The organism is uncultured Clostridium sp., assembly GCF_947072515.1.
Taxonomy (GTDB): domain Bacteria; phylum Bacillota; class Clostridia; order Clostridiales; family Clostridiaceae; genus Clostridium.
This window is the reverse complement of the sequence record NZ_CAMTIG010000018.1, coordinates 30445-56383: the sequence shown is the minus strand read 5'-3', so window position 1 is coordinate 56383 and position 25939 is coordinate 30445. Positions and strand designations below refer to the sequence as shown.

21 protein-coding genes and 1 riboswitch are annotated in these 25939 nt (G+C 28.6%); of the genes, 2 read left to right on the top strand and 19 right to left on the bottom strand.

Translation table 11 applies throughout. From position 1 onward, the window contains the following. Positions 1-21: 21 nt before the first annotated feature. Both Q0W06_RS08735 and Q0W06_RS08730 read left to right on the top strand, forming a co-directional pair. The gene (locus Q0W06_RS08735; protein ID WP_297633950.1) at positions 22-648 is read left to right on the top strand and encodes a superoxide dismutase; all 627 of its coding nucleotides are present in this window, start codon (positions 22-24) and stop codon (positions 646-648) included. Positions 649-843: 195 nt separating this feature from the next. Then, a complete protein-coding gene (locus Q0W06_RS08730) occupies positions 844-2511 on the top strand; it encodes a glutamine--tRNA ligase/YqeY domain fusion protein (RefSeq protein WP_297633947.1) in 1668 nt (555 codons plus the stop codon). Positions 2512-2551: 40 nt separating this feature from the next. Here Q0W06_RS08730 and Q0W06_RS08725 read toward each other — a convergent pair whose 3' ends face one another. From Q0W06_RS08725 to Q0W06_RS08635, 19 genes are all read right to left on the bottom strand, one after another. Beyond that, complete coding sequence (locus Q0W06_RS08725) at positions 2552-3574, bottom strand: hypothetical protein (RefSeq protein WP_297633944.1); 1023 nt, start codon at positions 3572-3574, stop codon at positions 2552-2554. A 250-nt stretch (positions 3575-3824) separates the two neighbouring features. Next, positions 3825-4001: a hypothetical protein gene (locus tag Q0W06_RS08720; protein WP_297633941.1), complete on the bottom strand. Its 177-nt coding sequence runs from the start codon at positions 3999-4001 to the stop codon at positions 3825-3827. A gap of 86 nt (positions 4002-4087) precedes the next feature. After that, positions 4088-4465 carry a hypothetical protein gene (locus tag Q0W06_RS08715; RefSeq protein WP_297633938.1) on the bottom strand — a complete coding sequence of 126 codons (378 nt, stop codon included), beginning with the start codon at positions 4463-4465 and terminating at the stop codon, positions 4088-4090. Positions 4466-5097: 632 nt separating this feature from the next. Next, on the bottom strand, positions 5098-6756 hold the full coding sequence (gene gltX, locus Q0W06_RS08710; protein WP_297633935.1) for a glutamate--tRNA ligase: 1659 nt from the start codon (positions 6754-6756) through the stop codon (positions 5098-5100). Positions 6757-7118: 362 nt separating this feature from the next. After that, positions 7119-7835: a pseudouridine synthase gene (locus tag Q0W06_RS08705; protein WP_297633933.1), complete on the bottom strand. Its 717-nt coding sequence runs from the start codon at positions 7833-7835 to the stop codon at positions 7119-7121. A 139-nt stretch (positions 7836-7974) separates the two neighbouring features. After that, a complete protein-coding gene (locus Q0W06_RS08700; RefSeq protein ID WP_297633930.1) occupies positions 7975-9987 on the bottom strand; it encodes a triple tyrosine motif-containing protein in 2013 nt (670 codons plus the stop codon). 225 nt (positions 9988-10212) lie between these two features. After that, positions 10213-10656 (bottom strand): YaiI/YqxD family protein, encoded by a 444-nt coding sequence (locus tag Q0W06_RS08695; RefSeq protein ID WP_297633928.1) that lies wholly within the window; start codon positions 10654-10656, stop codon positions 10213-10215. Positions 10657-10660: 4 nt separating this feature from the next. Beyond that, complete coding sequence (locus Q0W06_RS08690) at positions 10661-12007, bottom strand: glucose-6-phosphate isomerase (RefSeq protein ID WP_297633925.1); 1347 nt, start codon at positions 12005-12007, stop codon at positions 10661-10663. Between the two features lie 250 nt (positions 12008-12257). Then, on the bottom strand, positions 12258-12908 hold the full coding sequence (locus Q0W06_RS08685; RefSeq protein ID WP_297633922.1) for a YbhB/YbcL family Raf kinase inhibitor-like protein: 651 nt from the start codon (positions 12906-12908) through the stop codon (positions 12258-12260). A gap of 317 nt (positions 12909-13225) precedes the next feature. Then, a complete protein-coding gene (locus tag Q0W06_RS08680) occupies positions 13226-13540 on the bottom strand; it encodes a hypothetical protein (protein ID WP_297633919.1) in 315 nt (104 codons plus the stop codon). 220 nt (positions 13541-13760) lie between these two features. Further along, positions 13761-14729 (bottom strand): hypothetical protein, encoded by a 969-nt coding sequence (locus Q0W06_RS08675; RefSeq protein WP_297633916.1) that lies wholly within the window; start codon positions 14727-14729, stop codon positions 13761-13763. Positions 14730-14965: 236 nt separating this feature from the next. Continuing rightward, positions 14966-15868: a HAMP domain-containing sensor histidine kinase gene (locus Q0W06_RS08670; RefSeq protein ID WP_297633913.1), complete on the bottom strand. Its 903-nt coding sequence runs from the start codon at positions 15866-15868 to the stop codon at positions 14966-14968. Continuing rightward, positions 15869-16606, bottom strand: a complete 738-nt coding sequence (locus Q0W06_RS08665) for a hypothetical protein (protein ID WP_297633910.1) — start codon at positions 16604-16606, stop codon at positions 15869-15871. After that, entirely contained in the window at positions 16584-17513 is a 930-nt protein-coding gene (locus Q0W06_RS08660) for an ATP-binding cassette domain-containing protein (RefSeq protein ID WP_297633907.1), read from the bottom strand. Before Q0W06_RS08660 ends, Q0W06_RS08665 begins: the two co-directional genes overlap by 23 nt. Before the next feature lie 90 nt (positions 17514-17603). Next, the gene (locus tag Q0W06_RS08655; RefSeq protein WP_297633904.1) at positions 17604-18284 is read right to left on the bottom strand and encodes a response regulator transcription factor; all 681 of its coding nucleotides are present in this window, start codon (positions 18282-18284) and stop codon (positions 17604-17606) included. 124 nt (positions 18285-18408) lie between these two features. Continuing rightward, the gene (gene guaA, locus Q0W06_RS08650) at positions 18409-19941 is read right to left on the bottom strand and encodes a glutamine-hydrolyzing GMP synthase (protein ID WP_297633901.1); all 1533 of its coding nucleotides are present in this window, start codon (positions 19939-19941) and stop codon (positions 18409-18411) included. 133 nt (positions 19942-20074) lie between these two features. Beyond that, entirely contained in the window at positions 20075-21526 is a 1452-nt protein-coding gene (gene guaB / locus Q0W06_RS08645; protein WP_297633898.1) for an IMP dehydrogenase, read from the bottom strand. 298 nt (positions 21527-21824) lie between these two features. Then, a riboswitch (purine riboswitch) is annotated at positions 21825-21922 on the bottom strand. Between the two features lie 228 nt (positions 21923-22150). Further along, positions 22151-23476 (bottom strand): putrescine-ornithine antiporter, encoded by a 1326-nt coding sequence (potE, locus tag Q0W06_RS08640; RefSeq protein WP_297633895.1) that lies wholly within the window; start codon positions 23474-23476, stop codon positions 22151-22153. Positions 23477-23573: 97 nt separating this feature from the next. Continuing rightward, positions 23574-25853, bottom strand: coding sequence for an Orn/Lys/Arg decarboxylase N-terminal domain-containing protein (locus tag Q0W06_RS08635; protein ID WP_297633892.1), 2280 nt, complete (start codon positions 25851-25853; stop codon positions 23574-23576). Between the last annotated feature and the right edge of the window lie 86 nt (positions 25854-25939).

Sequence of the window (25939 nt, the reverse complement as noted above, 5' to 3'; positions counted from 1 at the left end):
TAAATCTTGAGGTGATATATTATGAAAGAATTTAAATTAAAACCATTAAAATTTGATTATGATGCTTTAGAACCTGTTATTGATAAATCTACAGTTCTTATTCATCATGATAAACATCAACAAGCTTATACTGATAACTTAAATAAGGCTTTAAAAGATTGCCCTAGTGATTGTTTAAAAGAAGATAGCCTAATTTATATTTTAAAAAATCTTGATAAACTTCCAGACGATAAAAAGATGGCCGTTATTAATAATGGCGGTGGTGTCTTCAATCATGAATTTTATTGGGAAGGTCTTAATAAACCTAATAGCACTCACTTGTGTGGAAATATAAAAAATGCTATTGAAAAAACTTTTGGTTCTTTTGAAAAGTTTAAAGAAGAATTTTCAAATGCTGGTGCAACTCAATTTGGTTCTGGATGGGCTTGGCTCGTTTTAGACAAAAGTAATAAATTAAAGATAACTAAAACTCCAAATCAAATTTGTCCAATTTCAGAGGGTGAAATTCCTCTTTTAACCATGGATGTTTGGGAGCATGCTTATTACTTAAAATATCAGAATAAAAGACCTGAATATATTAAAAACTTCTTTGACATAATCGATTGGGATGTTGTTGAAGAAAGATATAATTCATCTAAATTATTCTAATTTACTAAAAACTAGTGAATCACAAAACATGTGATTTACTAGTTTTTTAACTATTAATCTTTAATTAATAAGTTTCAAAGTCTAATTATCACCTATTAATCTTTTTTTCACTAGATTTTTTCTTTATATTGGATTAAAATTAGAGGTAAATGTGTATTATATAAACATAAATTTAATAGGAGGTGTGAGGCTTTTATGTCAAGTGAGAATATTTCATCTAATTTTATTAGAAATATTATTAAAGAAGACTTAGAAACTGGAAAACACGATAGCATAATAACAAGATTTCCACCAGAACCAAATGGATATTTACATATCGGTCATGCGAAATCTATACTTTTAAACTTTGGTTTAGCCAATGAATTTAAAGGTAGAACAAATCTTAGATTTGATGATACTAACCCAATTAAAGAGGATACTGAGTATGTTCAGTCTATAGAAGAGGATGTTAAATGGCTAGGATGTCAGTGGAATGAACTTCACTTTGCATCAAACTACTTTGATACAATGTATGAAAAAGCTATTCTTTTAATTAACAAAGGCTTAGCATACGTTTGTGATTTAACACCAGATGAAATGAAAGAATATAGAGGAAGCTTAACAGCTCCTGGAAAAGAAAGTCCTTATAGAACTAGAACAGTTGAGGAAAATCTTGATCTTTTTGAAAAAATGAGAAAGGGTGAATTTAAAGATGGAGAAAAAGTTCTTAGAGCTAAAATAGACATGACTTCTCCAAATCTTAATATGAGAGACCCTATTATATATAGAATAGCTCATTCTGAGCATCATAATACTGGAGATAAATGGTGTATCTATCCAATGTATGATTTTGCTCATCCTTTAGAGGATGCAATTGAGCATATTACTCATTCTATTTGTACTCTTGAATTTGAAGATCACAGACCTCTTTATGATTGGTTCGTAAACGAATGTGAAATGGAAGCTAAACCAAGACAAATAGAATTTGCAAGACTTAATATGACAAATACTGTTATGAGTAAAAGAAAATTAAAACAATTAGTTGATGAAAATGTCGTGGATGGATGGGATGATCCTAGAATGCCTACAATTTCTGGTCTTAGAAGAAGAGGTTATACTCCTGATGCTATAAGAAATTTCTGTCATGCAATCGGTATTTCTAAAGCTAGTTCAACTGTTGTGGATTCTCAAATGCTTGATTACTTCTTAAGAGAAGATTTACAACCTAAAGTTCCAACTGCAATGGCAGTTATAAACCCTTTAAAAATAATTATAACTAATTATCCAGAAGGACAAAGAGAAACTTTAACATTAGATATTCATCCTAAAGACGAAAGTTTTGGAAAAAGAGAAATCACTTTCTCAAGAGAACTTTATGTTGAACGTGATGACTTTATGGAAGTACCTGCTAAAAAGTACTTTAGATTATTCCCTGGTAACGAGGTTAGACTTAGAGGCGCTTATTTCGTTAAGTGTAATGACGTTATAAAGGATGAAAACGGAGAAGTTGTAGAACTTCACTGCACTTACGATCCAGAAACTAAAAGTGGTTCTGGATTTACAGGAAGAAAAGTTAAAGGAACAATCCATTGGGTTGATGCTAACACTTCAGTTCCAGCAGAATTTAGATTATATGAACCTTTAATCTTAGATGATGCACCTGAAAATGAAGGAAAACATTTCTTAGAACAAATCAATCCAAAATCTATGGAAGTATTCCAAGGATTTATTGAACCAAATGCAGTTCCTGGTGTTAAGCCACTAGATAAAATGCAATTAGTTAGAAATGGATTCTTCTCAATAGATACTAAATATACTACTAATGATAAATTAGTGTTTAACAGAATCGTTCCACTTAAATCATCATTTAAGCCAGGAAAATAATAGAAAGGAGTTTTTCAATTTTGAAAAACTCCTTTTTATTTTATTTATTTTCCTGTGAAGCTAAAACTCTCTTTGCATTAAATACAGTTTTTGCTCCATTCATTACTTCTATTTCTCCATTTGATTTTAAGATAATTGGTGTCATTCCTTTAACTTTGTATCCTGGTTGTGTTGCCATATACTTTTCTAATCTTGTTAATTTTTCGTCTTTAGGTAATACTCCTAAGAAGAAAATTTTATCTCCATCTTGCCCAATTTCTCCATTATAATCTGCTTTATTGTAAATATCCTCTGGTTTAAATTCAAATACATAATATTGTGGATCTTTTACATCCATATCACCATACTTAAACTCACTTTTATTTATTATAACTTGTTCTCCAGTTAAATCTTTGTCTTTTGCTTTATCTACAACGTTTGGTGTTGCTGCTTTATTCGTTACTTGGAAATCTCCATACCAAAAACTTATTTGATTTGGATATGTATCTACTGTATCATTCATTCCATAATTTAAAGTACCGTTATAAGTAAATAAAATATCTCCTTGTGATAATTGGAATATATTTATATTTCCAACTTTATATATTACAAATTCCTTTTGAGTTAACTCTAGTCCTAAATCTTGTGGATTTACTTTAAATATATCCCAAAACTCATCTGCTTTTATTACTCTTGAATAGATTTTATCCTTTGTTTCATAAATAGCCTTACCATTTTTTATAATCATAACTTTTCCGTCTAAAATATCTATTCCATTTATATTCGGAGTTTTTTCTACCACTTTTCCTATATTTTCTTGAGAATTTGTTATACTTCCTGATATATCATCTTTTCTAACAAGTGTTTCTTTTTTATCTTGACTCTCAAATGCCTTTGTTGTTGTATAATAACCTTCTAAATAACCTAATTGTTTTTCTGTCACTACCTTTGGTATTGATTGCTCTTCAAATAATTTAGTTGCCTTTTGTTCATTTCTGTATTTTATAAATTGTTTAGTTCCTATCCCTAAAGCCCCTACTATAATTACAGCAATAATTACACCTACTACGGTTTTTCTTTTCATATCATTACCTCACATAAGCTTTTTCTTTTAATTTTACACTATCATAGAAGTATTTTTCCTTTTTATTTTGTTTATTTTTTGTTAATATTTCTTGTTTTATTCATTGTTGTAGCATGTGCCTAATTTTTCACTCTTCCTTTATATTTAATAAACATTATTAATTCCAGTTCTTATAGACATTATTAAAAATAAATGCCACCAAAAATATTTTTGGTGGTCCAGTAAAAAATAAAAAATTAACTTAATGAAATTACGCATAACATCTTCCTATATTTATATATTTTTCTGTATACGTTGTTGTAGTCGTCCTATTATACATTGTTTTTATTACTGTTCTTCTCTTTGAATCAGCCTTTTTTTCTTCTGGCAAATTCTCAGTTTCTTTTACTAATTCATATACGTCTATATACGATTCTACATATTTCATATTTATATTTTCTTTTTTCTTTATTATATTATAATTTTTTTCAAATACTCTAAATTAAATTCCCATTTATCTATTGTAGTTTTTTCCTAAAATTCATTTATCAAATTTACAATATAATTTTCCTCTCTATTTACTTTTGTTAAAAGGACTTTTCCACTTCGTGTGCCGTAAACTGTATCCATCTCGACTACTGGTATATTCGGATTGTCTTCAATAAATTTAGTGAAATCTTCAAATGTTCTTCCAATTCTATAGCCTGGATTTTTTATTATTGTAGATATTTTTTTCTTTCTAGGTTTATACTTTACTTTTCTAGGTAAATCAATATTTCTAGCGGTAAAGACATTCTTATGAAAATAATTATAAAGTGTCCTTTCAGAACAAGTAATTTCTTCTTTATGATGTATAGAAATATGGTATAATGACTGTCCTTTTAAAACAAGTGGAGATATTAATTCATCCATCTTCTTTATTTGATTATGAGTAACATTTATGCCTTCTCTTGATGATTTTAGAGTATCAAGATACTTTTCATTTGCAAGCTTAGCCTTATAATAACGTTTCTCTTCGTTACATATAGTAACGGTATCACAAGCATTACAATCATATCGATAACCATTAAAGTGAGTACATTTCTTAGTCGTATATTCATTACACTTTCTATAACAATTTATAAAAATGTATTTTTTACAAAGTTTATTACATGCATCTTTACATAAATGCTTTTTAAAGCATTCTTTTCAGTTTTTACATGGAAGTGTAACTATAGAATATTCTACATCTACTACTATGACAGTTAATACAGATGTTCTTGTTAACTGCTATGATACTTCTGATGCAGAAATTGGTGATCGGAGTGCTGATAGCAATATGTCTACTAAATCTTTTACGCAAAAAAAACTGATAACACTTGGAAAGTAGATAGTTGGGAAAATTTAATTTTAAATTTAAATTTTCCCATACATTCAATAATGAAGCTATAGGTTTTACTCTTAAGCTTTATTATTTAATGCATCTTTAAAAACATATTTAAGAGAATAATTTTCCACTTAAATAATAAAAGAACTCGTCTAACTGACGAGTTCTTTTATTATGTCTATATATTTAAAAATTTTTCAAATCTTTCTCCAACTTTTTCTTCACCTAAAATTTGCATTATAGTGTAAAGATCTGGAGTGTTTGTTCTATGAGTTATAGCAATTCTTACTGCTCCAGCAAAATCTGAAACCATTCCTTTGAATTTTTCTGGTTCAGCTTTAAATTCTTTTCTATTTGTAGCGAATCCATTGTTTGAAGCTAATTCTTTTAAATGTTCAAACCAAGCTTCTTGGCTTTCTAATCCATGATTGTACGCTTCTTTATATATCTTTATAACTTCTTTTGCAGTTTCTAAAGATAAAGTTTTTGGAAGTTCTACATGTTCAGCTTTTTCTTTATCAAATTCTTCATCAAAGAAGTAGAAGATTTTTTCTTTAACTTCGTTCCATTTACCAAAATCTTTTCTTGGTTTTGGACCTTCTTTATCTATATTAAATACTTTCTTCATCATGTCTTCTTTAGCTGATACTAAAGCATACATTTCTGGATCAAATTCTTTTGCCCATTCTGTATATCTTTCATAAACTTCTTCAGCTTTCATTTTACAAATGATATTTTTACTTACATCATGTAATTTAACTATATCAAATAAAGCTCCTGATTTACTCATTTTATCTAATGATACTGGGAATTCATGATAATCTGCATCTGGATTTTCAACTCTCCACTCTTCAAACCATGAGTTTATGATATTTAAAAGATATTCTATAACACAAACTTGTGGATATCCTTCTTCTCTATAATAACTAACTGCACTTTCTGGATCTTTTCTTTTTGATAATTTTCTTTTTGATCCATTTTCAGATTTCATTATAGTTGGAACGTGAGCATAATTTGGTCTCTTAAATCCTAATACATCAAATAATTGTAAATGTATTGGTAATGATGAAAGCCATTCTTCTCCTCTTATTACATCTGTAGTATGCATTAAAGCATCATCTATAGCATGTGCAAAGTGATAAGTTGGAAGTCCATCTGATTTTATCATAACTATATCTTGAACATTTTCAGGTAATGATAACTCACCTTTTATTAAGTCAAGAACTTCAACTCTATTTTCTTCTTTACCTGGAGACTTTAATCTTAATATATATTCTTCTCCAGCTTCTATTTTCTTTATAGCCTCTTCATCTGAAAGATTTCTATATATTGCATATTTCCCATAATAACCTGGAGTTATTTTTTCTGCCATTTGCTTTTCTCTTATTTCATTTAATTCTTCAGCTGTGCAGAAACATGGATATGCTAATCCTTTTAATATTAAATCTTTTGCAAAAGTATGATATATTTCTTTTCTTAAACTTTGTCTATATGGTCCGTAGTTTCCTTTTGATTCTTCTTCTCCTACCATACCTTCATCAAAGTCCATACCATAATTATGCATAGTTTGAATTGTATCTTCTATTGCACCTTTAACTTCTCTTTTTTGATCTGTATCTTCTATTCTTAAATAAAAAACACCTTCACTTTGATGTGCAAGTCTTTCATTAATTAAAGCTGCATAAACTCCTCCTATATGTTGGAATCCAGTTGGACTTGGAGCATATCTTACAACATGAGCTCCTTCTTTAATTTCTCTTTCCTTATAAAGACTCTTATAATCTTCAACAGTCTTATCTACATTTGGAAATATTAAATTAGCTAATTTTTCTTTCATTTAATAACACCTTACCTTAAATTTGTTTCTGAAAATAAGGTAATTATACCCCATTTTTATCAGTATTGTAAATATTGTTTCTCATCTCATTATGTAGAATCCAATTATATTTATATATTCTATACAATTATAATTAATTATATAACAAAAGCACAACCCTTGGGGCCAGGTTGTGCCAGTAATAAGCAATAAATAAAAAGGGGGCTATATATCCTTTTATTTATCGTCAAATATATTATAGGTTAACATTTTTTTATTTGCAATACGTTTACCTTAATTTATCATTTTTTGAATTTTTTAAAGTTTTCATTACTTATCTTGCATCTTTTTGTATGATAACGTTTCAAAGTATTAACATTCAGTTAAAACTTCTTTAAACTCTCTATTTCTTCATCTGTTAGCTCTCTATATTCCCCTTCTTCTAAATCCGCATCTAATGATAATCCACCAAATTCAATTCTTTGAAGATAAACTACCTTTTTATCTCTAGCTTCAAACATTCTTTTTACTTGATGGAATTTTCCCTCTTGAATAGTTATATGTACTTCTGAACCATTCTCATCTGAGCTTGAAACTTCTAATTTTGCTTCTTTGCAAAGATATCCATCATCTAGTGTTATACCATCTTTAAATGCTTTAACATCCTCTTCTGTAACTATCTTATTTATTTTTGCAAAATAAACCTTATCTACATGCCATTTTGGTGCTATTAATCTATGATTTAGTTCACCATCATTTGTTAATAATAATAATCCTACTGTATCTTTATCTAATCTACCTATTGGAAACGGCTCAAATGCTTGATAATCTACATGTAATAAATCAATTACTGTCATATCCCTATTATCAAATGTTGCTGATATAACATCTGCTGGTTTATTCATCATTAAATAAATAAATTCTCTATAATAAAGTTCTTCACCATTTACTTTTATAACTGCTGTGTCTGGGTTAACCTTCATATTACTATCTTTTACGATTTCTCCATCTACTTCTACAAAACCTTTTTTAACTAAAGTTTTAACTTCTTTTCTACTTCCATATCCTAAGTTAGAAATTATTTTATCTAATCTTTCCATAATTACACCTCCGTAATATTTTCTACTCATTTTAACATAGTAATTTGAATTTTAAAATTTAAAGTTTATTCTATGAAGAAAAAAACTAGGCATTGCCTAGTTTTTTTCTTATTATTTCAATTTATAATAACCTTATAGCTTAAACTGTAAATTCAGCCTCACAATAATCTTCGTAATTAACTCTCTTATAGTAACTCTTAGCAAGAACAAGTACTCTAAATACTCCTGAATTATACGGAATAAATGTATAATAGTTTTTCTTACTATATGTTTGTGCTTTCACCCAATTTCCTTTTTCCATTAAGTAAAATTCATAGCATACATCTTTTCCACCCATACTAGTTACTTTAAATGTGACTTCTTTATTATCACCAATTTTATTTTCACTAATTCTAACTCTTGTTCCAATTACTGGTGTTGCTTCTTCTACGTATATAGTTAACTCTTTCTTACTATCAAATTCATCTTCACACTTTATATTTTTCGCATAAATTTCAAATCCATATTTTCCTGAACACTTAGGTTTTATACATATTTTTTTATTTGTCATAAAACCAGTTTCTTCAACTATATTTCCATTTATTTTTGTAACTACGTTTATAAGAGTATTTTTTGTATCTTGTACTATGGCTTCTATATCTATAGTTTCATTCACTAAGTAATGATCTCTATTTGGTAGCAATATATGTTCTATTGTTCCTGGCATATATTCTTTAACATTTAAGTTATAGCTTGTTTGAATATCATATTCTGACATTGTATATTTATCTTTCACTTTAATATCAATTTCATATTTACCTTTTTCTTTAGGAACAAAATTTAAATAGTTTGATTTATTAAACTTTAACTTTTCTATTTCTTTTCCATCTTTATAAATTGTAAATGCATAATAAAGTATTGTTCCACCTTCCCCAATAACTCTTAAGTTTATAGGTTTGTTTATAACACTTTCTTTTCTAACATCTGCTATTATATCAGATATTCTTACAGGAGAGTCTCCTCTTTTATCAACTTCAAATATAATAGTCTTCTTATCCTCATAGTCCCCTCTATAAGATACATCTTTTGAATAAACACTTATCTTATATTTACCTTCTTCTTTTGGTCTCCACACATATTCTGCACTACGTGTATAACAAGAATCATCGCTTACAGGTCCATCAATTATATATCTATAAACTCTCTCTCTTCCACCTTCACTATCTACTCTTATATGAATATCTGTTTCTGTTTTTTGAGGTGATGTAACATCTGTTTCGATTTTATTTATGGTGATTTTATTATATGGTCTCACTTTATAATGCATTATAGCTCTATCATCATATTCTCTATTTGATAAAATATCCTTCATTAAACAAAGCAGCTTATAATTTCCTGGAACTGTCTCTTGATATGTTACAATTTGTCTTGATGAAAAATCTTGAAGACAAATTGAATGTCCTTCATCATTAATTTTTACAAATCTATATAAAAGAGTTCTTCCTGTTCCTTGTGAAGCTTCTACTTTAAAAACTAGCTCTTCATTAATTAACATTTGTTCCGTTAAACATCTAAATCCACAAATCTCTAATTTCTCTAGCTTTTTTATATTAAATTTTATTGTTCTATAATCATCGAAATTTTCTTTTGATGAGATTCTTTTACATTCAATTAAAAGTTCTTCTTCTCCATATTTTAATGCTGGATACTCTATGAAACTTTCTCTTCTATAATCTCTTAATATTTCCCATCCGTTGCTTCCTTTTCTCCAAAATCTATAAAGCATATCTCTTTCTTCTGTTATTGCAAGAACATTTATTTTCTCACCTTGCATGTATTCTGCTTTATCTGTATTTATATCTTTTATTAATTTCTCTTCTTTTTTTTCATCTTTTATCTCAAATTCTTCTCGTCCTATTACATCATAAGGTTTATCTGAGTTTCTGCTTCTCGCTTGTACCATAACTATATAGTTCCCTTCTGCCTTTGGATTCCAAACGCACTCTTCTCCATTAGAAAAGTCCTTTATTGTAGTCCATATACCCTCATCTCCAATTATAACCTTATAATCCATTATTCTATCTGTATCTATATTTATTTTTATTTTTGAATTAACCCTTTGAGGGCTTTTCTTATCAAATAAAATATTCATTTTTCCCAAACTTTTTATCATTTAAATCACCCTACTTAATAATGCCTTCTTTATTCTTTATCGCTTCTTATATTATACAGTAAAATCTCTTTATATTTAATACATTTTTTAACAATTTAATTTTTATAATTATCAATTTCATAATTACAACTTATATTTTTCAAGTTTTCCATCTCTTTTTTTACTTTTTCTTACAATCATTTTGGTATATTTTTTTATTTATATGTAAAAAAACTAACAGTACATCTATTTTTGAACTGCTAGTTTTATTAAACTTTCCAATTTTTCTAAAAATAATCTTTCATCAATGGATTTTCTTTTTTTCTGCCCTTTCATTCTTCCACCTGCCGCTCTTACTTTCTGCGACATATGTCTTTTTTCTAATAGCATATCAATATTCTCATTTGTATATATTTTCCCATTTGGATTTATACACTTAGCCCCCTTAGGCAAACATAATGCTGCTACTCCAAAATCTTGTGTCACTATAATATCATTTTCTTTCGCTTCATTTATTACATACATATCTACATTTTGAAATCCACTATCTACTACCGATACTTTAGCATAATCGCTAGTTATACAATGGTTTATATCACAAAATATTTTCACATCCACTCCATACTCTTGAGCCTTTAATTCAATTTTGGAGATGCTTGGGCAAGCATCTCCATCAATTATTATCTTCATTTAATTAAAGTCTTTTTTCAAGTTCAGCTTTTACATCTTCATATCCTGGTTTTCCAAGTAATGCAAACATATTTTTCTTATAAGCTTCAACTCCAGGTTGATCAAATGGATTTATTCCTAAAAGATATCCACTAATTCCACATGCTTTTTCAAAGAAATAAACTAATTGTCCAAAGTAGTATGGAGTTAACTCTGGTACATTTACTATAATATTTGGTACTCCACCATCATTATGAGCAAGTAAAGTTCCTTCAAATGCTTTATGATTAACAAAGTCCATATCTTTTCCAGCTAAGAAGTTTAATCCATCTAAGTTATCTTCTGTTTCTTCAATTTTTATAACTTCTTTTGGAGATTTAACATTTATTACTGTTTCAATAAGTTCTCTTCTTCCTTCTTGGATATATTGACCCATTGAATGTAAATCTGTTGAAAAATCAACTGCTGCTGGGAATAACCCTTTATTGTCTTTTCCTTCTGATTCTCCATAAAGTTGTTTCCACCATTCACCAAAATAATGTAATTGAGGTTCATAGTTAACTAATATTTCTATAGCTTTCCCTTTATTGTAAAGAGCATTTCTTGCTGCTGCATATTGATAACAAATATTTTCATTTATATTTGTATTTGAGAATTCTTCTCTTGCATCAGCTGCTCCTTTCATCATTTCTTCAATGTTTATTCCTGCTGCTGCAATTGGTAATAATCCAACTGGAGTTAATACTGAGAATCTTCCTCCAACATCATCAGGAATTACGAAAGTTTCATATCCTTCAGCATCAGCTAATGATTTTAATGCTCCTCTTGCTTTATCAGTAGTTGCATAAATTCTATTCTTAGCTTCTTCTTTTCCGTATTTCTTTTCTAAAAGGTCTTTAAAAATTCTAAATGCTATTGCAGGTTCTGTAGTTGTTCCAGATTTTGAAATAACATTTACTGATATATCTTTACCTTCGATAGCTTGTAGTAATTGAGCCATGTATGTTGAACTAATATTATTACCTACGTAGAATATTTGTGGAGCTTTTCTATCTTCTTTTGATAATACATTATAGAAATTGTTAGTTAACATTTCTATTGCTGCTCTTGCTCCTAAATATGATCCTCCGATTCCTATTACTATAAGAACATCAGAATCTCCTTTTATTTTTTCAGCTGCTTTTTGAATTCTTGCAAATTCATCTTTATCATAATTTACAGGAAGATCAATCCACCCTAAAAAGTCGCTTCCTGCTCCAGTTTTTTCATGTAATTTCTTATGTGCTACAACAGTTAATTCTTCTAAATAATTAACCTCATCCATTCTTAAATATGGTGCTGTCTTAGATAAATCTAGTGATAATCCTTTCATATTATAAAACCTCCTTTTACTAAAAACCACTCTACATAAATTTAATATTATGCTTAATAACTTTTATTTATAATTTTATATAAACTCCATTATAAAATTAAAGTAGTCTACACATATTTTACCTCATTTTTGTAATTATTAAAAGGTTCATAAAGTATGATTTTAATATATTTTAAGTAAATAAAAGGCATATCTATTTAAAGATATCCCTTTTATTATATTAATATTTTATTTTCACTTTATTTTTATATTATGCTTTAGTAATTGCAGCATTATATTTAGCTAATAATTGTCCTTGTCCAACAATATGTCCTTGCATAGCACCCATAAGTTGTCCATAAGTATATCCAGGTTTTAAATCTAATTTAGTATTTAATGCATATACAGTTAATGTATAAGTATGTGCAAAGTTTACTGGAACCATTCCTCCATAGAATTCAGCGTCTTGTCTTGGAACTCTAAATCCTTTTATTGATGGTAATGGTAATGGGTCACCAGCTGCATAACTGTTTACACCTTGAACCATAATGCTTGAATCATCTCTACTTGCATTTGCTGCTAAAGATGTTACATTTGCTGGAATGTTTGCTGTTACCCAGTGAATCCATGGGAATCCTACTATTGAAGTTGTATCATTATCTACTAATGTTATAGCATATGATTTTGTATCAGCAGGTCCTTTAGTCCATTTAAGTGGAACTGAAACTGTTGGCATTGCTCCTATTTTATCTTTAGATGCTGCTCCGTACTGTGCATCCCATACGCCGTTATGTACTCCTGTTGATGTTACTGTTAGTTGTCTAATTGGAATATTTTTTGTTGATTCATTATACATTACTCCTGCAACTATTATTAATATAATACCTACTATCAGTACTATACCTGATATCCATTTTTTCATTATTAATCATCCTTTCATTTATTATCTAAAATTACGGTTTAAGAACTCTTAAACTTTAATTGTTTATAAGGCCTTGAGCCATTGCTCTTTACAAAACCTAGTATATTACTATCCTATTCTTTTGAAAATTACTTACTTTTTTGTGTGCATAAAACAAAAAAATACAGAAAGCGTTTACTCTCTGTATTTCTAATACTTTATTTCTATATAATTTTTTTAAATTATATATATTTCTCTTAAATTACTTTTATTATACATCACTAATTTATTCCTAAGGTGAATTTAACTTGAATTTCTACTTAAATATTTCTTAAAATTTAAGTATCCTCTCTATGAATGCTTCTTTTTATAGTCTCTTCTTTAACTAATTTACTTAATTCCTCATTCTTTTCTATCTTGTCCCCACCATAATCATATATTCCTTTTATCATCTCTGAATTTGTTTCACTTCTTTTATATTGTTTTTCTAGTCCATTTATATTAACTTTTGATGTATTTTCGCCTTTCTGTTGCTGTATTATTTGCGCTATTGGCTTTGCAGATAAAATATTCGATATTGTATCTGCGTATGTAGTTGTTACCATCGTTCCCATCATACTCAGCCCTATTAAAAAAAGTATTATTTTTTTCATTTTCTGCACCTCATCTCTTCACATCTTTATATTTATAATAAATCTTCAATCTATATTTCAAGTGAAGAGAACCTAAAATGAATCTATAATATTTTTTAAAATTGCCTTACATTTCTCATACAAAATAATAAAGTTCAATATTTTTATAATCAAAAAGAGCGTTTCTAAGTAAATTTTTAACTCTTACTTAGAACCACTCTCTATATTTTAAGTATCTATTTTAATAATTTATAAATACTCCTTCATTATTATTTATTTTATTAGTTAAATTCTCTATTTTAGTTTTTCCTTGATCAGATGTTATCTTTTTATCAGTTACAAGTTTATTTATATCCTCTGTCTTAGTTTTAATATATGCTTCTTTTGCTGCACTTAAAGTTCCACCCTTATTTAGAGTTTCCTTTATTGTTTTATTTCCTACTACTCCATTTAAGATATCACTTTTTGCAATTCTTTCACTTGCACGTTTATATATTTCTTCTGATTTTTCACTACTTATTTTTTTATCTTTTACTTCAGTATTTAATTTATCTTGTAATTTACTTTGTAAGTCTTCTTTTATCTGTGCAGCTGTTTTTCCTGATTTCAACTCACTTTGTATAAAATCAGCTTTTTCCTTTTGCTCTGCTCTATTAACAAAAATACCTTCATTTTTATTAACTCGTTCTGTAATTTTTGCTATTTTTTCTTTCCCCTGCTCTGCAGTTAATTTTTTATCTGTTACTAATTTATTTATATTTTCTGTTTTATATTTTATAAAGTTTTCCTTTGCAGTATTTAATGTTTCACCTTTATTCATTTCATCTTTTATGTACTTATTTGTTACTACACCATTTAATATATCTGCTTTTTCTATTTCTTTACTTTTATTATTATAAATTTCATCTGCCTTTTGGCTATCTAGTTTTTTCTCACTAACTCTTTTATTTAAATTAGCTTTTAAATTAGCTAATATTTCTGTCTTTATTTCACTTACAGTTTTTCCAGCCTTAACTTCTTTTTCAACCTTATCTTCTCTTCTAATTGCACTGCTTTCATGATCTCTATCTTTATGATTTTTTGCTACTTCTTGATGTTCTACCTTAGTTGTATTATTTGGTGCTGTGCTTATTGTATCTGCAAAAGCTGTTGTAATTGTGCCTCCTAAAACTGCCATTCCTACTAATGCAACAATTAATTTCTTTTTCATAATATACACCTCATTAAATTTGTTGATATTTAATTTCATAGCTTTATAAATTTTCTATGATATCAACTTTTTAGTATTTTTACTATGTACTTTATATTACTCTTCCACCGTAAATTTCAAATGAAGCATTTCTGAATTTCATCTAAATTTTTCCTTCCAAAATGATTACAAAAAAAGATTAAGGTTGTTTTCAATTTCAACCTTAATCTCTTTTCTTCAATATTTTGTACTTATTTTTATTTATTTTCATTAAATTCTATTTTTATTGTAAATATATTATTATTTACATTTGCATCTATTTTTCCACACATCTTCTCTACTAATAATTTAGATATACATAATCCTAATCCAGTGGTCTGTTTATTCTTCGATTTATCCGATGTAAAAAATCTTTCAAATACTAATTCTGCATCTTTCTCTTCTATAGATGTTGTATAATTTTCAGAAGTTAAATAAACCTTCCCCATCTCCTGTACAAGCTCTATCTTATAATCCTTCTCTCCATGTATTAAAGAGTTATAAATTATATTACTAAAAACTCTCTTTAATCCATTTTTATCTCCATTTATAAATATATCTTTTTCTGGTATTAAAATTTCTGGTTCTACATTTTTTTCTAAATAATCATAGTAATAAATTGCAATTGTATCCTTTAATATATCTCCAACATTAATCTTTTCTCGTTCTACTAATAACTCATCATTTTCAAGTCTTATATATTCAAACAATTGATTAAGTATAACCTTTACTGTATCTACACGGCCTTTTATAACTTGCAAATATTCTTTTTTTCTTTCTTCTGATGTAGTTTCTCTCTCTATCATTTGAATATATCCACTTATAGATGTTAAAGGAGTTCTCAAATCATGCGAAATACTAGTTAAAGTATTTTTCATAGATTTTTGCATTCCTCTGACTTTTATATTATCTTTTTTATTTTTTTCTAAAATTTTATTTATGCTAATTGCTATATTTTTTAATTCTTTTCCTTCTATAGTTATTCTATTATCCGTTTCATTATTATATATGAACTTTAAATTTTCATCTAATTTTTTCAAACTTTGTTTTTGCCTAAATAATTTTTTAAAAAATACAAAGCTTGTTATTAAAAAAAATACTATAATAAAATTTTTAATCACTTACTTCACATCCTGTTTTTTCATAACATACAGTCCTACTATCATAGAAACTGTAAGATATACTGCCATAACACCCATACCCTTCAAAAATAATAGCTCATTATTATTACTTTTCAAGCTAAGTGCACCTATATATGTAGTCATTTCAAATTTTGATAAATTTAATGTCATGTTAAACAATGAAAAAATAATCATTGCTATTTCTGCTATATTTACTGCTCCAATAAATATAAGAACTACAATTATTCCATTTCTTGTGATTGCAATAGTTGCAATCATCATTACTATAAGTGTTAAAATAAATATCATATTTAATATGCCACCTATCACAATAAATTTAATATTAACTTCTCCTATTCCCGATTGAATACTATTTATACATACTAAAACAAATACAAATGCAACCCATGTTACTCCAATTATTATATATGAAGAAATAATTTGTCCTATAAAATACTGACTTCTCGTTACACCTCTTGCTAAAATATTTTTTATAACCCCTGATTCATAATCTTTAAGCATCTGTTTTCCAATAATTATTAAAAGTAATATAACTATCATATGATCGCCTGATAGAAATGATATTATTGTATCTACACCTGTGAGTGCTGGTTTAATTCCATGTCTAATCACTGTATAAAGCTGTATTAATATATAAATCCCTAAAAACCCACATATTCCATAATACCCTTTACTTCTTAAAACCTTATATATATTAGCATCTATAATATTTCTCATCTTTTTCTCCCTCTATAATCCTAATGAAATATTCTTCTATTTCTTCTCCACTATATGAAAGAGAATAAATTTTAATATTTTCTTTCTCTAATACTCTGTTTATTTCTATAATATTTTCATCACTAAATACCCTTAATAAACCATCTTCTAGCACATCATATTCTTGTATATTCAACTTTATTTCTAAAATTTCTACTACTCTAATTACATCTTCTTTATCTATTTTTATTTTTATGCATCTTCTACAATCTTCTTCTAACTGTTCCTTAGTTACTTCTCTTATAAGCTTTCCTTTTTCAATAATTCCATAATTAGTTGCCATTTTAAATAATTCACTTAATATATGACTTGATATAAGTATTGTAATTCCTCTTTCTTCATTTAATTTTATTAATAGTTTACGTATCTCAAATACCCCTTGTGGATCTAATCCATTAATAGGTTCGTCAAGTATTAATAAATCTGGATTTCCAATTAATGAAATTGCTATTCCTAATCTTTGCTTCATTCCCAAAGAAAAATTTTTTACTTTTTTCTTGTCTTTCCACTCAAGTCCTACAGCCTCTAGTATTTCCTTAGATACTTCTTGTTCTAATACTCCATATAGTTTCCTAAAATATTCCATATCTTCTAATGCAGTCATATAATTGAATATTCCTGGATTTTCAATCAATATCCCAATTCTTTTATATCCCTCATTTAAATCCTCCGAATTGAATAATTTATAATTTCCTTCACTTACTTCTGCTAGTCCACACAATACTCTCATAAGAGTTGTTTTTCCAGCTCCATTTCTACCTACTAATCCATAAATACTTCCCCTAGGTACATTTATAGAAACATTCTCTAAAACTTTTTTTCTTCTATACACTTTATCTAAATTAAAACTTTGAATTGCATATTCCATAGTTAAAGCTCCTTCCTCATTCTTTATACTCTTATTCTAAACATCAAAGTTTTAAAAACCCTTTAAAAAGTATAAAGATTTCTTAAAGATTTACTCCATTTTAAATCCAATTCCCCAAACTGTTTGTATGTATTTCTCATCTTTATTTATTTTTGAAATCTTATTTCTAATATTACTTATATGAACATTTATAGAGTTATCTTCAATCCCTCCACTTTCATTCCATATAGATTCATATATATTATTTTTAGTAAATACATTTTTAGGTTTACTTATTAAAAGCTTTAATATTTGAAATTCTATTTTAGTTAAAGCTATTGATTTTCCACTAACTAATGTTTCATAATTATCTAAATTTAATTCTATATCCTTATATTTTAATATATTCTCAACCCTATCCTCTTTCATGTTATATCGTCTAAGAACTGCTATAATTCTCATTAATAACTCATCTAAATCAAATGGTTTAATAATATAATCATCTACTCCATTATTAAACATATTTATCTTACTTTCTTTATCATCTTTGCTAGTGACAGCAATAACAGGAATATCTTTTATATTTTTAGCTTTCTTTATAACTTCATCTCCAAACATTCCTGGTAGCATAATATCTAAAAGCATTAAATCACACTCTTTATACTCTAAAATTAATAAAGCCTCTGTTCCTGAAAATGCTGATAAAGTTTCATATCCGTTTTCTTCTAAAAAAATTTTTTCTAAATTATGAATATCTATATCATCCTCAACAATTAAAATAGTTTTACTCATATTTTCCTCCTTAGTCTATAACAGTATCATATAAATTATAACAAAGTTACTTTCATTATATATAAAAAAGGTATTTATGACATGTATATCATAAATACCTTTTATCTCTAAAATAACTTCTTAATTATTCCCACTCAATTGTTGCTGGTGGTTTTGAAGTTATATCATAAACAATTCTGTTTACTCCTGGAACTTCATTAACTATTCTTCTACTTACTAAGTCTAATAATTCATATGGGATTCTTGCCCATTCTGAAGTCATCGCATCACTTGAAGTAACTGCTCTAAGTGCAATTGTATGACAGTAAGTTCTTTCATCTCCCATAACTCCAACTGATTTTATGTTTGGAAGACAAGCAAAGTATTGCCATATAGCTTCATCTAAATTTGCATTAGCAACTTCTTCTCTGAATATTGCATCTGCTTCTCTAGTTATATGAAGCTTTTCATCAGTTATTTCTCCAAGAACTCTTATTGCAAGTCCTGGTCCTGGGAATGGCTGTCTCCATACTAATTTATGAGGAATTCCAAGTTCTTCTCCAACAGCTCTAACTTCATCTTTAAATAATTCTCTTAAAGGTTCTATTAAATCAAATTCCATATCTTCTGGAAGTCCTCCAACGTTATGGTGTGATTTAATTACTGCTGAAGTATCTGTTCCACTTTCAACGATATCTGGATAAATTGTTCCTTGTACTAAGTAATCAATTTCTCCAACCTTTTTAGCTTCTTCTTCAAATACTCTAATGAATTCTTCACCTATAATTTTTCTCTTAGTTTCAGGATCTGATACTCCTTTAAGTTTTCCTAAGAATCTATCTTGAGCATTAACTCTTATAATGTTCATATCAAACTCTTTTTTAAATACTCTTTCAACAGTATCGCCTTCATCTTTTCTAAGTAAACCATGATCTACGAAGATACAAGTTAAGTTATGTCCTATAGCTCTGTGAACTATCATAGCTGCAACTGATGAATCAACTCCACCTGATAATGCACAAAGAACTTTTCTATCTCCAACTAAGTTCTTTATTTCTTTTATTTTTTCTTCTGCGAAAGAAGCCATAGTCCAAGTTTTTTCTAATCCACAAATCTCATATAAGAAGTTTTGAAGCATTTTTTGTCCAAATGGTGTATGCTCAACTTCTGGGTGGAATTGAACTCCATAAAGATTTCTATCAGCATTTTCCATAGCTCCAACAGGGCAAACCTCTGTATGTGCTATAATTTCAAATCCTTCTGGTGCTTCAGATATGTAATCTGTATGACTCATCCAACAAATATCCTTATCGTTGATACCGCTAAATAATTTCGAAGTATTTTTTATGTTAATTTCTGTTTTTCCATATTCTCTAACTGGTGCTGTAGCAACTTTTCCACCTAAAAGATGTGACATAAGTTGAACTCCATAACATATACCTAAAATAGGAACTCCTAATTCAAATATTTCTTCTGATACTTTTGGAGTATTTTCTCCGTAAACACTGTTAGGTCCACCTGTAAATATGATTCCTTTTGGATTTTTTTCTTTTATTTTCTCTATTGAATGTGAATAAGGGATTATTTCACAATATATTCCACATTCTCTAACTCTTCTTGCAATAAGCTGATTGTACTGTCCACCAAAGTCAACAATTAAAACTAAATCTTTTTTCATGGTTTCCTCCTGAATTTTTATTCCTTAATTTTACATAACTATTATATCATATTCTCTATACTAATTTTAAGATATAGAAACTGGACACATAGCCCAGTTTCAATCTTAACTTTTAATTTAAAGTCTATTTTTACTATTTAACACTATAGTTTGGTGCTTCTTTTGTTATATTAATATCATGTGGATGACTTTCTCTAAGTCCCGCTGATGTTTGAACAACAAATGTTGCTGTTTCATATAAAGTATTTAAGTCTTGTGAACCTAAATATCCCATACCTGATCTAATTCCTCCAAGCATTTGGAATATAGTATCTGTAACTGATCCCTTAAATGCTATTCTTCCTTCAACACCTTCTGGAACTAATTTTTTGTTTCCATCTTGGAAGTATCTATCTTTTGAACCATTTGCCATAGCTCCTAAAGATCCCATTCCTCTATATACTTTATAGCTTCTTCCTTGGAACATTTCAATTTCTCCTGGTGCTTCTTCACATCCTGCAAATAATGAACCCATCATAGCAGCACAAGCTCCAGCAGCTAATGCTTTAACAACATCACCTGAATATTTAATTCCTCCATCTGCTATAACTGGTATTCCATATTTCTTACCCATTTCAACACAATCCATAACTGCTGTTAATTGAGGTACTCCAACTCCTGCAACTACTCTTGTAGTACAAATTGAACCAGGCCCTATACCAACTTTAACACAATCAGCTCCTGCTTTTATTAAGTCTTCTGTAGCAGCTGCTGTAGCTACGTTACCAGCAATTATTTGTAATGTAGGATATTTATCCTTTGCTTTCTTAACAGCTTCTAAAACTCCTCTTGAGTGTCCATGAGCTGTATCTATAGTTATAACATCAACTTTTGCATTATATAAAGCTTCAATTCTTTCTAACATATCACCAGTTACACCTACAGCTGCTCCACATAAAAGTCTTCCTTGTGAATCTTTTGCTGCATTAGGGAATATTTTAGCTTTTTCAATATCTTTTATTGTTATAAGCCCTTTTAAGTTTCCTTCATCATCAACTAATGGTAATTTTTCAATTTTATTTTGTCTTAAAATTTCTTTAGCATCTTCCATACTAATTCCTTCTTTAGCAGTAACTAAATTTTCTTTTGTCATAACATCCTTTATTTTTCTTGAAAAGTCTGTTTCAAAAGTTACATCTCTATTAGTTAAAATTCCTACTAGTTTTCCGTCAACTGTTATAGGAACACCTGAGATTCTATATTGTCCCATAAGTTCTTCTGCATCTGCTAAAGTATGTTCAGGAGATAAGAAGATAGGGTCAGTAATAACTCCATTTTCTTGTCTCTTAACTTTATCTACTTCTTTAGCTTGAGCTTCGATACTCATATTTTTATGGATAATTCCAAGTCCACCTTCTCTTGCCATAGCTATTGCCATTTTAGATTCAGTTACAGTATCCATACTTGCACTGATTAATGGAATGTTTAATGTAATTGTTTTTGTTAGATTAGTTTTTAAAGATACCCCATTAGGTAAGATTTCTGATTTGTTTGGAACTAAAAGTACATCGTCAAATGTGTAAGCTTGCTTTAATATTTTTGCCATTTTATTTTCTCCCCTCTGTAATTGAAAATTCTTTACTATATATTGTGTATTTTATTTAATAAATATTACTTTACTACTTAGCATATTTTAAATAACTCGTCCATAATTTTGGATATTTAAAATCACTTGAATATGTATGTTGCTTTTAAACAATTTTATATTAATGTCCATAATATACAGTCATTTTTATAAAAAAGTACAAAAAAAGCACATTAGCTTCCCTGTAAGTGAAGATAATATGCTTTTTCGGATACTTAAAAGTTCTTATAAAACCCTCTATAAGAACAAAGTAACGATATACTATATTAAATCCACTCATAGTCGGAAATTTAAGGTTTCCGGTAGAGACTCCTTGCCATATTCAAGGGATATACGAGTCATAAAATGTGCAAAATTCAATTTTAAATTATCACTATTATAAATTACAAAACTCTCATTGTCAACAAAATTTTCATTCACAATCCTCTATCTATTATCTTTATATCTCTTAATTTTTATTAGTATTTTTATAATTTCTTCTTGATTTATAAAAATCTTTTATCACATTTAAATTTTATATTTGAAATAAAAAAAAGGATTTTTTCAATACTGAAAAAATCCTTTTTATTTATTTACTATAACGAACTATGCTAGCATACCTTCTTCTTTATTGAATCTGTGTGCTAAGAATCCGTAGATTGTCCATCCTGCCATAGCAACTATTCCACCGTATAACATAGCTTGTGAACCAGCTGTGTATAAAGCGTATAAAGTATAGATACCTGCTAATACTGCTATTATGGTATTGAAACGTAACTTTTTAGCTCCAAATTTAGCTTTTTCAACGATTTGCATATTTTGTAATGAAGCCATTGATAATAAGTATGGAACCATGTTAGTAACAACCGCCAGGTTAACTATAACTTGGAACTGTGCATTTAAGTTAGGGCTGATAGTCATGAAAGCAAATACAGTTTGTACTATTGCTAATATGATCATTCCAACTATTGGAACTTCTTTGCTTGTAACTTTTGTGAATATTTTTGGGAAATATCCTTCGAAAGCTGAACTTCTGAAAACTTCTGCAACAGTGAATTGCCATGCCATTAATGATCCGAAACAAGCGATAACCATTAATCCCATGATTATTTTACCAACTGTTGGGTTAAACATTGTAGCAAATGCTAATCCAAATGGTGCATTAGAAGTAGCTAATGCGTGTAATGGAACGATACCTGCCATAACTTCTGTTGAAATTATGTATAATACTGCTGCGATTATTGTTCCTGCTAAACAAGCTATTGGAACGTTCTTTTGTGGATTTTCAACAGCATCCATGTTAGCTGATGCAGATTCTAATCCTAAGAATGCCCATAAAGTTAATGGAATTGCTGATTTAATTCCGTTAGCTAATGTGTAGTGGTGTGGATTCCATGAATGTATCCATTGTGAAGGACTGAACCAGAACCAACCAATTACAACTAAAAGAACTAGTGGAATTATGATTCCCCATACAACAACTGAACCAAACTTACCAGTAAGGCTAGCACTACCAAAGTTAACTACAGTACTTAGCCATATAACAAATATAATTGCAAGTGTGTTTGCTATAGGTGATAATGTAATACCTAAGAACACTGTTGCGTAAGCAACAACTGATACTGATATAGCAACGTTAGAAATTACTAACGATACTGCATAACCGTAGTTTGCCATAAAGTTACCACTTTTACCGAAAGTATATTGAGCATATCCACCCATACCTCCGCTATTTCTACTTAACATACCACATTGTGCGAAAGTCCAAGCTAATGCTAAGGCTCCTAATGCAGTAACAATCCAAGAAATAATTGAAATTGTCCCAACTTGTGCTAAGTTAGATGGTAACATGATAATACCTGATCCCATCATGTTAACGGCAACTATAACAGTAAGTTGGAGCGCACTCATTTTCGTTTTGCTTTTTCCCATTTTATGATACCTACCTTATATATATTATAGCTGCTTTACTCTACTTTAAATTCTATAATAGAGTAAAACAGTCATTAACTTATTTATTTTCTTTATTCTATTTTAAAACTAATGTTTGGAATTTTCTTTCTCCATTTTCTTCAACAACTTCGATTCCATGGATATCTCCATAGTAACCAGGGAATGCTTTTTCAAACTTTTCTCTAGCTAGTAAGTAATCTACAATTGGTTCTGAAGAATCATCTATGATTTCTCCACCCATTACCATTGGAATTCCTGGTGGGTATGGAACTACCATAATCGCTGCAACTCTTCCTTTCATGTTAGCAATAGAAACTTTTTCTACTTCTTCCTTGAATACTTTTCTTGCAGCTTCTGCTGGTTTCATAGTTGGTTTTGGAATTATTTGATATGATTTAGCCATTAATTCAAGTATTCTGTGTTCTTTAATGTATTGATGCATTGTTGTACAATGATCTTTTAATCCTACATTATCATAAACACCTGGATTTGATTTAACTAATTCAGGGAATACTTCACTTAATGGAGCATTTTCATCATATAATTTCTTAAGTTGGCTTAATCCTGAGATTAATGAACCTTGTTTACTCTTAGTTGTACCAATTGAGTTTAATATTAATAATGAGTAGTAGTCAGTTTTTTCTGCTACAACACCAAAGTTAATTAAATAATTTGATACGATTGCTGCTGGAATCCCTTCTTCTTCTAAGCTTCCATCAACATTAATTCCTGGCATTTTTATAGTGATTTTTAATGGGTCAACCATTACGTAATCATCTTCGATATCTTCAAATCCATGCCAGTTTTTCTTAGCATCTAAAGTCCAAGTTTTTTGATCTTTAGCTAAGAATTCAGTTGGTACTTGTGATATTCTAGTTTCTTTACCTTCATACATAGTTGTTTCAGGTTGCCAAACTGAGAAGAACCAACCACCATTATCTTTTTCTTCTTCATATAATTTGCTAATATTTTTTCTTAAATCTATAGCATCTTTTATAGTTTCTTCTAATAAATCTTCTCCATTGAAGTCCATCATGTTAGTTGCAACATCTAATGATGCAATCATGTTGTATTGTGGAGATGTTGATCCATACATCATATATGCTTCATTGAATATTTCTGGGTCAACTTTAGTTTCGCTACCATCTTTAATGTGTAACATAGAAGCTTGTGAGAAAGCTGCTAATAACTTATGAGTTGAATGTGAAGCAAATATTGGTGGATGATTTTCAGTATCTAAATCATCTGTCATTGCAAAGAAGTTTTTATATAATGGATGGAATTTAGCATATGCATACCAAGCTTCATCAAAGTGAAGGTTTTTAACATTTTTATCTAAAGTCTCTTTTATTTTGCTTACGTTATAACATAATCCATCATAAGTTGAGTTAGTTAATGTTAACATCTTGATATTCTCTTTTGCTTTTTCTTCAGAAACTAATGGGTTATTTTTAACTTCATTTCTGATATAGTCAGCTGTAAATTCTTCTAATTTAACAGGTCCTATAATTCCTAATCCATTTCTTCTTGGAGTGATATAAGTTGGAATAGCTTCTGTTATTGTCATTGCATAGTTTAATGACTTATGACAGTTTCTATCAACGAAAGCTAACTCATCTCTTGTAACTCTTCCTCTCCAAATAATTTGGTTTACAGAGCTTGTTCCATTAAGAACATAGTAAGTTTGATCAGCTCCAAAAACTCTTGCTGCAAACTTTTCTGAATCTCCAATTGGTCCTTCATGATCTAATAATGATCCTAATTCTGGTACCGAAACAGAAAGGTCTGTTCTAAATACATTTTCTCCTAAGAAATCATAAAAATATTTCCCTGGAGGATTCTTTAAGAATGCACATCCTCCCATATGTCCTGGAGTGTGCCATGCATATTTATATTCCTTAGCATATTTTATTAGGTTATTTAAGAATGGAGATTCAACTATACTCATGTAATTTTTTGAATGCTCTTCAATTCTTCCTGCTAAGAAATCAACTGTGTCTTCGTATAAGAAACAAAAATCATTTAACTCTTTGATTTCTGATAAGTTCAATTTATTTAAATCATCTTTATTTCCAGTGAATGCTATTACAGGTATTTTCTTATTGTGTTTTCTTATAAATTTAAGTGCTCTATCTAATTCACCGATACTTTCTGAATCATATTCCATTAGTATACAAGATAAATCTTGTTTATAAAGTAAATCCTCCATAAAATCTGATTTAGATTTTACAAATGTAACCTCTAAATGATATGCCACTTCAAGATGTTTTGCAATATCAGTTAGTTTTTTAAGCTTCTCGCCTTCTTCACATTTCTTATAGTATATAAGAATTTTCCCGTTTTTAAAATTATTCATTTTGACACCTACTTTTCTTAAAATATATCAATTCCTATTTATGTATTTAAATTTAAATCCGGAAATATAGCATAAGTAAACTTATA

Excerpts from the sequence above, each read along its gene's own strand:
- Q0W06_RS08735 (WP_297633950.1), top strand. The coding sequence starts at position 22 with ATGAAAGAATTTAAATTAAAACCATTAAAATTTGATTATGATGCTTTA.
- Q0W06_RS08730 (WP_297633947.1), top strand. The coding sequence starts at position 844 with ATGTCAAGTGAGAATATTTCATCTAATTTTATTAGAAATATTATTAAA.
- Q0W06_RS08725 (WP_297633944.1), bottom strand. The coding sequence starts at position 3,574 with ATGAAAAGAAAAACCGTAGTAGGTGTAATTATTGCTGTAATTATAGTA.
- Q0W06_RS08720 (WP_297633941.1), bottom strand. The coding sequence starts at position 4,001 with ATGAAATATGTAGAATCGTATATAGACGTATATGAATTAGTAAAAGAA.
- Q0W06_RS08715 (WP_297633938.1), bottom strand. The coding sequence starts at position 4,465 with ATGGATGAATTAATATCTCCACTTGTTTTAAAAGGACAGTCATTATAC.
- gltX (WP_297633935.1), bottom strand. The coding sequence starts at position 6,756 with ATGAAAGAAAAATTAGCTAATTTAATATTTCCAAATGTAGATAAGACT.
- Q0W06_RS08705 (WP_297633933.1), bottom strand. The coding sequence starts at position 7,835 with ATGGAAAGATTAGATAAAATAATTTCTAACTTAGGATATGGAAGTAGA.
- Q0W06_RS08700 (WP_297633930.1), bottom strand. The coding sequence starts at position 9,987 with ATGATAAAAAGTTTGGGAAAAATGAATATTTTATTTGATAAGAAAAGC.
- Q0W06_RS08695 (WP_297633928.1), bottom strand. The coding sequence starts at position 10,656 with ATGAAGATAATAATTGATGGAGATGCTTGCCCAAGCATCTCCAAAATT.
- Q0W06_RS08690 (WP_297633925.1), bottom strand. The coding sequence starts at position 12,007 with ATGAAAGGATTATCACTAGATTTATCTAAGACAGCACCATATTTAAGA.
- Q0W06_RS08685 (WP_297633922.1), bottom strand. The coding sequence starts at position 12,908 with ATGAAAAAATGGATATCAGGTATAGTACTGATAGTAGGTATTATATTA.
- Q0W06_RS08680 (WP_297633919.1), bottom strand. The coding sequence starts at position 13,540 with ATGAAAAAAATAATACTTTTTTTAATAGGGCTGAGTATGATGGGAACG.
- Q0W06_RS08675 (WP_297633916.1), bottom strand. The coding sequence starts at position 14,729 with ATGAAAAAGAAATTAATTGTTGCATTAGTAGGAATGGCAGTTTTAGGA.
- Q0W06_RS08665 (WP_297633910.1), bottom strand. The coding sequence starts at position 16,606 with ATGAGAAATATTATAGATGCTAATATATATAAGGTTTTAAGAAGTAAA.
- Q0W06_RS08660 (WP_297633907.1), bottom strand. The coding sequence starts at position 17,513 with ATGGAATATGCAATTCAAAGTTTTAATTTAGATAAAGTGTATAGAAGA.
- Q0W06_RS08655 (WP_297633904.1), bottom strand. The coding sequence starts at position 18,284 with ATGAGTAAAACTATTTTAATTGTTGAGGATGATATAGATATTCATAAT.
- guaA (WP_297633901.1), bottom strand. The coding sequence starts at position 19,941 with ATGAAAAAAGATTTAGTTTTAATTGTTGACTTTGGTGGACAGTACAAT.
- guaB (WP_297633898.1), bottom strand. The coding sequence starts at position 21,526 with ATGGCAAAAATATTAAAGCAAGCTTACACATTTGACGATGTACTTTTA.
- potE (WP_297633895.1), bottom strand. The coding sequence starts at position 23,476 with ATGGGAAAAAGCAAAACGAAAATGAGTGCGCTCCAACTTACTGTTATA.
- Q0W06_RS08635 (WP_297633892.1), bottom strand. The coding sequence starts at position 25,853 with ATGAATAATTTTAAAAACGGGAAAATTCTTATATACTATAAGAAATGT.